Raw genomic sequence first — 12,534 nt, 5'->3', positions numbered from 1 at the left:
TATGTTTTATATATTTTAGCGGTTTGAAAAAATGTTTTACTAAAATTCAGTGGTTCATGTATAATCGCCACTGGCAGATGTTAAACAATATTTATATGAAAATAGATAAATTTATTTCCCACCGTGGGGCAAACACGGATTTTGTTGAAAATACAATACAAGCATTTGAACACGCTAAAAACTATGGTTTTAAATGGTTTGAGATTGATGTTCAAATGAGCAAAGATGGCGAACTGTTTTTGTTTCATGATAAAACTTGCCAAAGGCTGGCTAGTTTAAATTCTGAAGTTACTGAGATGACAATTGATAAGCTTAAAGATTTAGAAATTGTACACCCTATTTTGGATATTAAGGGTTCGATACCAACTTTTAAAGAATATCTTGATTGGGCTACCAAAAATGATGTTTATACAAATGTAGAAATAAAGATAAATAAAAATTGTTTAGAATATGAAAAAACTATTGTCACAAAAGTTTTAGATGTTTTGAATGGTTATCCAGAGATTCAGAGTAAAATTTTTATATCAAGTTTCTCTAATTCTGTAATGAAGTTTTTGGAACAGGATAAAAAATATCAAAAAGGTAAGTTGTATTATACAACTAACTGGGATGAAGATTTCAATTATATAAACACTATTTTATACACACACTTTCAAGTAAATAAGTATTTAGCATTAATTATAAACTATGATTGCTTGAGTCAGCAGAGGTTAGAATACCTTAGGAAAAAATTTGGCAATGTGTTTGTCTACTCAGCTTGCTCTGATTATGAGGTTGAAACTTTATTATCATGGGGAGCAGATGCTATATTTGTAGATAAAAAAGAGCAACTTCATTTAAAGTCTATAAATATTGCTTAAGTAGTATTTCTACCTCTTTAATTACGTTCTCGCTGTGAGAGCACTCCGAAGGGTAAAAATATTTTAATTCGATATAAGGATCAGCAATCCTATATTTGAAGCTAACAAATGGATATTTTTGTTTTATTATTTCTAGTTTTTCAGCTAAAAAACTTTCGCCTATCCTATAAATATCCCATTTTTTTCTTATGACTTTTTTATAGTGAGTTTGTTTTTCAAAGTCTAAATTTTCAAGCATAGGGATACATTCTTTAGGGGGGCCAGGAAAAGCATAAATATATCTATTTTTTTCAAACTCTAGCTTAAAACCATTTGCACTACCATTATTATTAATTATAGTTTTAGAGTCTTCAGGGAACAAAGCTTGCTTTTTTGCTCCTAAAGTAACTTTACCATATTTTCTAATCATTCTTTGCTCTATCTTTATCCAAGAATCTTGGTCTAGCACTAGCTCTTTGTTAGAAAAAGTAGCTATTGCTTCTGCTGTTAAGTCATCTTCAGTAGGTCCTAGACCACCAATAGTTATTATGCTATGATGTGAATTTTTTAAAAAAAATATACTAGATACAATATCTTTTACATTATCGTTACAGATTATATGAAAACCAATATTAAATCCATTTGCAGTTAGATGCTTGGCAAAAATGGTTGTATTAGTATTAACTATATCACCATCAGTTATTTCATCACCAATAGCTATAATTCCAAAATCGTACTTCATTTTCCACTCACAGGACTGGGTAACCAGACAGAATTTTAATTATTTTTATTTTATTTTATGATATAAATGTAGCCAAAGATATAAAAATATATGTTTTTAGAGCATATATATGTAACTCTAAGGAATAATTAAGATGAATATACTATCTACAAACGTTTATGTTGGACCTAACATTTACGCAAATTTTCCTGTTATAAGGCATGAAATTGAGTTGGGGATTCTAGAAAATTGGCCTTCTGCTAAAATAGGTAAAGAGTTTATTAATAGTTTAGTTAACAGTTTGCCTGGGCTTGCCAAGCACGGTTGTTCTTACCGTACTGAAGGAGGGTTTATCCGTAGACTTAGAGAGGATGAAGGTACTTGGATGGGACATGTGTGGGAACATGTGATCCTAGAGCTCCAGAGTATGGCGGGAAGTGAAGTAACTTTTGGACGCACAAGATCTACTGGTAAAAAAGGTCACTATAGTATGGTATATGAGTATAAGCAAAAAGACGTTGGCTTATGTGCTATGGAGTTAGCAAAGGATCTTTTGCTTTCTTTATTGCCAGAAAATCTTAAACAAGAAGTTGGGTTTAAGAAAGAAGAATTTGATTTTGAAGAGGAAAAAGTTAAATTTATAAAATTCGCTCAAAGTAAAGAGTTTGGTCCAAGTACAGGATCACTTGTTGAAGCTGCTAAGAAAAGAGATATACCGTATATTCGATTAAACGAGCATTCTCTAGTTCAGTTTGGTTATGGTAAACACCAGCAAAGAATTCAAGCAACTATTACAAGCCAGACTACACACATTGCAGTGGAAATGTCATGTAATAAAGAGCAAACCAACAAAGTTTTGTCAGGCTTAGGTTTGCCAGTACCAAAGCAAAGAATGGTACGCACAGAAGAGGGAGCAATTAGTGCAGCAAAGCATTTAGGGTTTCCTTTAGTTGTTAAACCTTTAGATGGGAACCATGGTAGAGGGATTTCGATTAATTTAACTACATTTGAGCAGATTAAGGAAGCTTTTGTGGAGGCGAGTAGAATCTCAAGGTATGTGTTAATAGAGCAATATGCTACAGGTTTTGACCATAGAATGCTTGTTGTTAATGGAAAACTAGTTGCTGTAGCAAAAAGAGTACCTGGACATGTAATTGGTGATGGTAAACACACGATAGAAGAGCTTGTTGATATAGTTAACCAAGACCCACGTAGAGGTGTAGGTCATGAGAAAGTTTTAACTCGTTTAGAATTAGACTATCAAGCAAATACTTTGATGAAAGCAGCAGGATATACTAAAAATACTGTTTTAAACGATGGGGAAATGTTTTACTTACGCTCTACAGCTAATCTTTCTACAGGTGGGACAGCTATTGATGTTACAGATATAGTACATCCTGATAATAGGAATATGGCTGAAAGAGCTATCAAAGCAGTTGGTTTAGATGTGGGTGGAGTTGACTTTTTGATAGATGATATAACCCAATCTTACCATGAAATAGGTGGTGCAATCTGTGAAGTAAACGCAGCTCCAGGCTTTAGAATGCATGTGGCACCTAGTGAAGGAAAACCTAGAGATGTTGCTGGTGCTGTGATTGATATGCTATTTCCAAAAGAGTTGGGTAATGCACGTATTCCTATAGCAGCTATTACTGGTACTAACGGTAAAACTACAACTTCTCGTATGGTTGCACATATGTGGAAAAATGCCGGTAAGGTTGTTGGTCTTACTACGACTGATGGGGTGTATATAAATGGTAAGCTTACGGTTGCTGGAGATACTACAGGTCCAGTATCTGCCCAAATGGTACTAAAGGATCCCTCTGTGGAAATAGCTATTCTAGAAACTGCAAGAGGAGGGATCCTAAGAAGTGGTTTGGGATATGATTATTGTAATATTGGAGCATGCCTAAACGTTGCTTCCGATCACTTGGGCCTTAAAGGTGTAAATACTCTAGAAGATCTTGCTAAAGTGAAAAGTGTAGTTGTTGAAGCAGCAAAAGATGTCGCGGTATTAAATGCTGACGATCCACATGTTTTAAAAATGTCTGCTAAAGTAACTGCAAAAAACATTTTTTATGTAACAATCAATCCTGAGCATGCTTTGGTTAAACAACATATTAGAGCTGGTGGTAAAGCATGTATTATTGAAAAAGGAGTTAATGGTGATATGATTACGATCTTTGATAATCATATTCATATACCTGTATTATGGACGCATCTAATTCCAGCTACTATCGAAGGGAAGGCTATTCATAATGTTCAAAACTCTATGTTTGCTATAGCTATAGCTTATAGCATGGGTATGAGCTTAGATGATATTAGAGATGGTTTAAGAACTTTTGTTACAACGTTTTATCAAAATCCTGGGCGCATGAATTGGTTTGAAGAACATCCTTTTAAAGTTTTAATGGATTATGCTCATAATCCAGCGGCTATAAAACTAGTTAGTCATATGGTTGCAAATATGGATTTTACTGGTAAAAAAATATGTGTTTTAGCATCACCAGGTGATAGACGAGATGAAGATATTTATGAAATAGCTAAAGTTGCAGCACCTTTCTATGATTATTTTATCTGTAAGCGTGATGATAATCTACGAGGTAGAAACCCAGCTGAAGTGCCAAATATGTTAAAACAAGCACTAATAGAAGCTGGTGTTTCAGTTAATAATATCGAGACAATAGAAAATGAACAAGAAGCTGTAGATAGAGCCCTTTTTATTGCTAAAGAAGGGGATTTGGTGGCAATATTTGCAGATAAATTAAAAAGGACATGGAAGCAAATTATATACTTCAATAAAAAAGATGAATTTGCTGAAGAAACTAAATCTAAAAAGCAAGAGTCTTTTTCTGCTTCTATGATAGCTCAAGATCCTAGTTTATCTAAGGAGTTATCAGATGTAATAAAAGCAGGTATCATAACAGATGAAAGTGGCGTGCGAGTTGTTTATCATAATGAAGATAGTGATTAAAATTGTTTTTTGTTTAGGGAGAGTATACTACAATGATTCCAGAAGGCTATTCACGTAGATTAGTTGGGCCTAACTTGTTTTTTAAAGAAACAGGAACAGTTTTAGATGTGCCATTAACTGAAGATAAAGAAAAATTAACAAAGCTTTTTTATGAAGAAGCAAATAGAATCTTGCCAGCTTTAGGGTGGGAAGAAATTAAAATAGTACATAAATTTTTTAACAATGGTATTAGGCTAGCTATAACAGCACCTGTTGATATTACAATGCCAGCATGTGACGTTATAGACTTTATTTGGCTATCTGTGAGAGAATATATCGAAAAAGGAAGCTTTAAGACTTTAGAAGCTGCCAAAGAAATTCTTTTACCATTAATAAATGAGGATAAAAACTTAACTTATCGTAAATTGTACGAACTAGCTAAGTCTAAGGGATTTAATGCTTTTAGAGATAAAAATAAAGCATTTGTAGGTTCTGGTTCTGGTTGTTATGAGTTTGATCTAGAACATGATGATGTCTCTTTGATTCCTTGGCAAAATGTTTATGATATCCCAGCAGTTATAGTTACAGGTACTAATGGTAAGACTACCACCGTACGCCTTACAGATTATATTTGTAGGTTCGCTGGTAAGGTTACAGGCTATACATCTACAGATTGGGTTAAAGTTAACGATGAGTTAATAGATGAAGGTGATTACTCTGGTCCTACAGGGCACCAGTTTGTACTTACTAACAAAAAAGTTGAAGTTGCTTTGTTAGAGTCTGCTAGAGGAGGTTTGTTAAAAAGAGGTTTGATAGAAACATTTGTTGATGCTGCAGCTGTTACTAATGTTTCTGCTGATCACCTTGGTGAAGATGGTATAGAAACAGTAGCTGAATTAGCTGAAGCAAAATCTATAGTCTTTAGAGCTATGGGAAAAAATTCCCATGCAATTATTAACCTTGACAATTCCTACATGAAAGAAAGGTTTGACTTGATAAAGTGTAATAAAATAGTTGTTACTCAAAATCCTGAAGCTCATGATATGAGTTACTATTTATCTAAATCAGATTATGCTTGTATCGTAGAAGATGGCAAATTTAAATGGTTAGATAAAAATACAAAAACTGAGATTCTAAAAGTAGTAGATGCGCCTTTAACAGTAAGGGGTTTTGCAAAGCATAATATTGAAAATGCTATGGTATCAATAGCATTAGCATTTAAACTTAAGGTTAGTTTAGAAACTATTGCAGCCGCATTAAAAAGCTATAAGAACGACCAAAATGTTAATAGAGGTAGAGCAAACATTTTTGAATGGGATAATAAAGTGGTTGTGCTTGATTATGCTCATAACGAAGCTGGTGTGGAAGCGTTACTTTCAATGATGCAGCAAGCATATAATAAAGGTGGTAAAAGGTATCTTATGATGGGAACCACTGGTGATAGAAAGAATCTAATATCCTCCATAAATGATGTTATATTAAAGTATGATGTGGATTTTATAGTAATTAAAGAAACTGATAAATACTTAAGAGGAGCAAAGCCCTTTGAATTACCATTGGCAATACGTGAAGATCTGCAAAAAAAAGGTTTTAATGTTGCAAATACTTATATATCACATGGTGAACTTGAGGGGGTTAAATATATTTTAGATAAGCTTGATGACAATGATATCGGAATATTTTGTTGCCAAGCAGAGCTTGAAAGTGTAGCTAATTATTTAGGGAATTATTGTACAAAGGATTAAGTTCAGGCTGTAATAATTGTAGGATTCATGGTTATTAAAAACTAATACTCTGTGTTAAAATAACTATATATAAAAAGAAAGTTTTAAAATGTAATATTTTATTAAGTTTAGAGCTTAAACGATATATAAAATATGGAACTACAAGAAATAAAAAATTTTATAGTCGGCTGTATAGATAATTATCTTAACAGGTTTTATAAAAATCATAAAAATAGAGCTAATGAATTAAAAATATTTGTGGAAAATTGTAGTTCATACCATGAAATGTGTCTAAGGATTATTAATGAGCATAGTTTATTTAATTTAGGATACTCGTTAGTTAATGTGAATCTAAATCCAACCTTTGAGCATTGGATAAAAAATAAAAATACAGATGGAGCATATTACCAAACCGTTATTGAACCAGCTTTTAACACTATATTCTCTATTAATTACAATAGTTTACCTTTAAAAAATTCTAGTTCAAATTTTGGAAAAACGTTAATCTTTAGGGAGAATTGTGATTTCTATGACGATTTAGTGCCATTTTTAGAACAACAAAAAATACACTATAAAGTATTAAAAAAAGGAAATGAATGGCTACGAGATACTTTTTTTGTTGGCAAAGAAAAAATATATATTAGAACTAAACAAGAGATTAACGTTAAAAAACAGCAAAATAATCTTCCATGTAATGTAAATAGTAAAAAAAATTATACGCAAAATCAATTTAGAAACTTACAAGATGCATACCTTATTACAAATAAATTCTTATCTATGAATCATAATTTTTATGATAATCATGATTTTATGGCTCAACATAGTAGTAAAAGAGATTTACAGAATCTTATTAAACAAGATTTAAAAAAAGACACTATTAGACCATTAGAAGGAGGTAACCTTTTTGAGGCAATAAATTGTGAAGATGTTAAGTATTATTTTATAGGTGTCAACGTCTTACTTAATGAATCAGACTTTAGAAATATAAAATATGGGACTATGTCTGATCCAAGTAACTTATCTAATAGAGATATACTATCAAAATGTCATGTTGAGCTAGAAAGGTATAAGAAAATTTTTAAAACTGATAATGTTATATGTCTTCCTCAGTGGGCATATCACTTAGATTTGCAAATATCATATATGGGTGATTCTACATTCTTAATTCATAGCTTCAATGAGGTATTAAATAACATAGATGAAATTTCTTCAGATATAAATAAGAAGGATCAAGTTGCTAAATTTGCTAGAGATGCCTTGCAGCGAGAATTGGTAATAAAATATATAGACGCTATACTAAGATCTTGTAAATTCAAGACTATAAAATACGCTGGAATATTGCATAAAACTTACCAAGGTGTTGGTGAAAATGGTGAAATAGTAGAACTTAACCCCAAATATGCCCTAGGACAAGAAGCTATTTCAACGTTCATTAATGGTATAGATTTATGTACTCATGGTAATAAAAAGTTTTATCTCACGATAGATAGTCCATGTAATAATCATAAAGCATACTTTACTAAATTGTTGAAGAAACAAAATATAGAGGTTGTTTACTTAAAAGTAAACGGTAAATCTGCTGAAGATACAGTAAAACACATTAGTTATAGGGGAGGAGCATTACGTTGCCAGACAAACTTTATTCCATTTGACTATTTGAACCAGCTTTGAAGGAAATATTGATTAAACCTATATAAATAATTTTACCAGTATGCCTATAACCTATCCTCAAAATAGATAATGAATTAAACATACTACATGCGTAGCAATTCCTTCTTTCCTACCTATGAATCCAAGTTTTTCAGTAGTTGTTGCTTTTATATTTAGCTGATTAGTTTCAATACTAAGTATTTGAGCTAAGCATATTTTCATTTTTTCAATATAAGGAAGCATTTTAGGAGTTTGAGCAATTATTGTACAATCTATATTGCCAATTTGATAATTTTTGGCATCAAGCATTTTTTTAATTTCTGATAAAAAAAATTTACTATCGGTATTTTTATATTTATTATCAGTATCAGGGAAATGTCTACCAATATCACCAAGACCTAAAGCACCTAATATAGCATCACAAAGAGCGTGAATTAAAACATCGCCATCTGAATGAGCTTCAAGACCGAGGTGATATGGGATTTCCACACCACCAATTATTATGTTTTGCTTTTGATCAGTAAACTTATGTACATCGTAGCCATGACCTATTCTAAACATTTTACTAATTATCCTTCTTGTGTAATCGGATAATTATTATTTACCCAATCTTGAATACCACCATTAACTGACACAACAGTAGTATACCCCATCTTTTGTAGGTTAAAAGCAGCTAGTGCCGAACGATAACCGCTACCACAATATAAATAGATTTTTTGGTCTTTATTAGGGATTAAATTTTCGATCTTGACTTCTATTTGACCTTTACTAAGGTGTGTAGCACCGGGAATATGAAATTGGGAAAATTCTGAATCTTCTCTAACGTCAATGACAACTCCGTCAAGCGATTTATCTTTATACATATTGTATAAGGCAGTAGCAGATATTTCTTCTATATTTGACTTTGCGTTATTTATAAGTTTGATATACTCAATAGGCTTAAAGTTTTCCGGTGTTGTAATAGGATAGTTTTTAGCATTCCAAGCTCTCCAACCACCATCAACAGATATTACATTTTTATAACCCATACTTTGCAAAAGTTCTGCAACTAGTGCGGATCTAAAGCCACCACCACAATAAAAATACATTTTTAGGTTTTTATTTGGTATTAGTTGTTCGATTCTACATTCTATTAAACCTTTACTAATATGTATAGAATTTGGAATGTATCCATTAGCAAATTCAGATTCTTCTCTAGTATCAATTAGCAAACCATCAAGGGAGTCGGATATGTACATTTGGTAGATATCATCTACTGTACATTCTTTAATTTTTGATTTTGCCTCGTTTACTAGCTTTATAAAACCTTCTGAGTGTTGCATACTTACCCTTTAATATATTTTCATAGTTAAATATTTTATACATTTAAGAGTAAAAAAAGAATAAGTATTTAATTTGAAAAATTATAAGCATTACCAAGCAGCTATAGCAGCATCATTAGGATAAAGTTCTTGAACTAATTGTAATATTTGATCATTATTTAAAGATTTGACATATTCTTCTAAATTTGGATTGTCTTTTTGACTGTCTTGAACAGCAATTATATTTGCAAAAGGTGAGTCTTTAGGTTCTACAAAAAGAGCATCTTTTAGAGTCAATCCTGCTTTGGGAATATAGTCATTGTTTACAACCCCTATATCTACATCACCTAAATTATTAGGAATTTGGTCAGCTTGTAGAGGTATTATTTTTAGTTTTTTAGGATTACTAGTTATATTACTAGGAGTAGCCTGCCAAGTAATACCATCTTCGAGCGTTATCAAACCAGCATCTTGAAGAATCATAAGCGCTCTTCCTTGGTTAGTAGGGTCATTTGGAATAGCAACTGTAGCACCATTAGGTAATTGATCAAAGTTTTTATATTTCTTAGAAAATACTCCCATAGGGTACAAAAATGTCTTACCAATATAAGTAATTTTGTAACCAAATTTTTTGATTTGATTTTCCAAGAAAGGTATATGTTGAAATACATTTGCTTGAATCTCACCATCATTTAGTGCTCTATTTGGAATGTTGTAATCTCCAAATGTGACTAATTTAACATTAAGGTTATATTTTTCTTTAGCAATCTTTTTACTTAGCTCCATAATCTTATCTTGAGGGGGACTAGTGATATAACCAACCGTGATTTCATTTGACTGGTTAGAAACTACAAAATTTTGATATAGTTGTAATCCACTGACTACTACTAAAATAATAGTTACTAACCATAAAGCTGTTAGTTTTCTAGCAGAAACTAAATAGTTACCAAAAGATTGAGTTAGCTGCACTAGAATAACTAGCATCACTACACCACCAAGTAGCAAAGTATAATCCCCATAGTTATAGCCTTTGAAGTAAGTCAAATCACCTAAACCGCCACCACCAACTATACCAGCCATAGCTGAAAAACCAATTAGTGATATACATGTTAAAGTAGCTGCATCTATAAGAAGTGCTTTTGACTCAGGAAGTAAGACTTTGGAAATTATTTGTATTCTAGTAGCTCCCATAGCCTTTGCTGCTTCTATAAGACCATGGTCAACTTCACGTAGAGCCGATTCCGTTAAGCGAGCATAAAATGGTAAGGCAGCAATTGCTAGTGGAACTATAGAAGCAGTAGTACCGATAGTTGTGCCTACTATAAGCCTAGTTAGAGGATAAAGTAAAATTAATAAAATAATATACGGAATACTTCTAGTAATATTTATAACGACGCTAAAAATTTTATTAAAACTTTTTACCAGAATGTTTTTACTTTCTTGGGTGGTATACAGTAATATACCTAAGATTATCCCACCTATTACTGCTACAAGTGTAGCAATAAATACCATAAAGATAGTTTCCCATGTCGATTGAGCTATTAAGCTAAGTTCTTGGAAATTAAATATTGTCTGCTGGTGCATAACCTAATACCTTTAAATTAACATCTTGATTTGTTAGGAAGCGCAAAGCATTTTCCCAGTCTTGTCTTTCGCCAGTAATATGGCAAATTGCTATACCAACAATTTGGTCTTGGATAGTCTCAATGTTCGCTTGGATGATGCTTGCGCTAGCATTAAACTGACGTGATATTTCAGCAATTATAGGCATTTTGCCTTTTTCCCCATAAAAAGTTAGTTGAACGAGAGGGTAAGTATTTTCGTAACTATAAGGGTTATCATAAAGTCTCTTTGCAATAAATTCTGGTATTTTTGTATGAATACTAGTTTCAACGAATGATTTTGTTACTTCAGTTTGAGGATTTAAAAATATGTCTAAAGTTTTACCTATTTCAGCAATTTGACCTTTATCAATAATTGCAACTCTATCACAAACTTTCCTTACCACATCCATTTCATGAGTTATAAGTACTATTGTTAGATCTAGTTCTTTATTTAGTCTTTTAAGTAGAGCTAAAATTTGTTTAGTAGATGTTGGATCTAATGCAGATGTAGCTTCATCTGAAAGCAAAACTAATGGATTAAGAGCTAATGCTCTGGCAATAGCCACTTTTTGCTTTTGACCACCACTTAATTCTTTGGGATATGCTAAAGCTTTGTTAGGTAACTCAACTAAGTCTAGTAACTCATGTACTCTTTTTTTTATTTCAGATTTTGGTATACCTTGTATTTCTAATGGCAAAGCTATGTTTTCAAATACATTTCTCGAAGAAAGTAGATTAAAATGTTGAAAAATCATAGCAACTTTCTTGCGAAATTCACGTAACTGTTTAGGAGTCTTTTTTGTAATATTTTCCTCAGCAATAAATATTGAACCATCAGAAGGCTGTTCTAAAAGATTTAAACATCTAAGTAAAGAACTTTTGCCAGCACCACTATGACCTATTATGCCAAATATTTCACCTTCTTGGATTTCAAGGTTTATGTTATCAAGGACCAGATTGTTAATATTGTTGGTTATATATTCTTTTTTAAGATTTTTTATCTCTATCATTTTTTAACCTTTGTCTTGTCGCCTATTTTGCTTTCTTGCCCATTTATTAATCTTTGGATATTTCCTTTATGTTTTATAATTATAATTATCGCTATTATTAAAAAAGGAGCTGCGACCTTTAGATTTGCTAAAAATGTTACAGAAACACTAGCTATCATAGTTGCTACTAAAGCTGATAAAGAAGAGTAGCGTGTGATTATAGCTACACATAACCAAGACACTATAAATATAATACCTAATACCCAGTAAAAACCAAACAACGCACCTATTAATGTAGCAACACCTTTACCTCCTTTAAAGCCAAAAAATATTGGGAAAACATGTCCTAATATCGCATATAAAGCAGTACAAGCGATAATAAATTCATTATTAGTTAGCATTTTTGCAACTAGTATGGGTATTAAACCTTTGAGTATATCAAAAATAAGTGTTATAGTTGCTGGTAGCTTACCGCCTACACGTAAAACATTTGTTGTGCCTGGATTTCCTGAACCAACACTTCTTGGTGAGGGTAGGCGAAATACATAACATACAATAATAGCACTATTAATAGAGCCTAATAAATAAGCAAATATTAGCAAACCAAAATTTAATAAATTCATATACCACCGTTAAAAGTTTTAAAATCTTCAATATATTATAAAAGATAATATTATCTAGGCAATAGCTAAAACAACTATTTTTATTGCTTTGTTGATATTATTTTTATAGGATTAGTAGCTAAAAAATTAT

10 protein-coding genes are annotated in these 12,534 nt (G+C 31.8%); 4 read left to right on the top strand and 6 right to left on the bottom strand.

Translation table 11 applies throughout. The features are described from left to right. Nucleotides 1-95 precede the first annotated feature (95 nt). Nucleotides 96-860 carry a glycerophosphodiester phosphodiesterase family protein gene (locus tag E3E15_RS04985; RefSeq protein WP_172106826.1) on the top strand — a complete coding sequence of 255 codons (765 nt, stop codon included), beginning with the start codon at nt 96-98 and terminating at the stop codon, nt 858-860. On the opposite strand, the gene E3E15_RS04980 is transcribed toward E3E15_RS04985, so the two are convergent. Further along, complete coding sequence (locus E3E15_RS04980) at nt 844-1,581, bottom strand: competence/damage-inducible protein A (protein WP_172106824.1); 738 nt, start codon at nt 1,579-1,581, stop codon at nt 844-846. The genes E3E15_RS04985 and E3E15_RS04980 overlap by 17 nt on opposite strands. A 133-nt stretch (nt 1,582-1,714) precedes the next feature. On the opposite strand from E3E15_RS04980, the gene cphA reads away from it, so the two are divergent. The 3 genes from cphA (at nt 1,715) to E3E15_RS04965 (ending at nt 7,908) form a co-directional block, all read left to right on the top strand. After that, on the top strand, nt 1,715-4,534 hold the full coding sequence (gene cphA / locus E3E15_RS04975; RefSeq protein ID WP_172106822.1) for a cyanophycin synthetase: 2,820 nt from the start codon (nt 1,715-1,717) through the stop codon (nt 4,532-4,534). Nucleotides 4,535-4,566: 32 nt separating this feature from the next. Next, nucleotides 4,567-6,258: a Mur ligase family protein gene (locus tag E3E15_RS04970; protein ID WP_172106821.1), complete on the top strand. Its 1,692-nt coding sequence runs from the start codon at nt 4,567-4,569 to the stop codon at nt 6,256-6,258. Nucleotides 6,259-6,390: 132 nt separating this feature from the next. Beyond that, nucleotides 6,391-7,908: a hypothetical protein gene (locus E3E15_RS04965; protein WP_172106820.1), complete on the top strand. Its 1,518-nt coding sequence runs from the start codon at nt 6,391-6,393 to the stop codon at nt 7,906-7,908. 57 nt (nt 7,909-7,965) lie between these two features. On the opposite strand, the gene ispF is transcribed toward E3E15_RS04965, so the two are convergent. The 5 genes from ispF to plsY form a co-directional block, all read right to left on the bottom strand. Next, nucleotides 7,966-8,448, bottom strand: coding sequence for a 2-C-methyl-D-erythritol 2,4-cyclodiphosphate synthase (gene ispF / locus E3E15_RS04960; RefSeq protein ID WP_172106819.1), 483 nt, complete (start codon nt 8,446-8,448; stop codon nt 7,966-7,968). Nucleotides 8,449-8,456: 8 nt separating this feature from the next. Next, the gene (locus E3E15_RS04955) at nt 8,457-9,209 is read right to left on the bottom strand and encodes a rhodanese-like domain-containing protein (RefSeq protein ID WP_172106818.1); all 753 of its coding nucleotides are present in this window, start codon (nt 9,207-9,209) and stop codon (nt 8,457-8,459) included. 90 nt (nt 9,210-9,299) lie between these two features. Continuing rightward, nucleotides 9,300-10,772: a MetQ/NlpA family ABC transporter substrate-binding protein gene (locus E3E15_RS04950; RefSeq protein WP_172106817.1), complete on the bottom strand. Its 1,473-nt coding sequence runs from the start codon at nt 10,770-10,772 to the stop codon at nt 9,300-9,302. Continuing rightward, nucleotides 10,750-11,802, bottom strand: coding sequence for a methionine ABC transporter ATP-binding protein (locus tag E3E15_RS04945; RefSeq protein ID WP_172106816.1), 1,053 nt, complete (start codon nt 11,800-11,802; stop codon nt 10,750-10,752). The genes E3E15_RS04950 and E3E15_RS04945 overlap by 23 nt, the downstream gene beginning before the upstream one ends. Further along, entirely contained in the window at nt 11,799-12,404 is a 606-nt protein-coding gene (gene plsY / locus E3E15_RS04940) for a glycerol-3-phosphate 1-O-acyltransferase PlsY (protein ID WP_035719522.1), read from the bottom strand. Before plsY ends, E3E15_RS04945 begins: the two co-directional genes overlap by 4 nt. Between the last annotated feature and the right edge of the window lie 130 nt (nt 12,405-12,534).

Source organism: Allofrancisella frigidaquae (assembly GCF_012222825.1).
Lineage (GTDB): Bacteria > Pseudomonadota > Gammaproteobacteria > Francisellales > Francisellaceae > Francisella > Francisella frigidaquae.
This window is presented reverse-complemented; position numbering and strand designations above follow the sequence as displayed.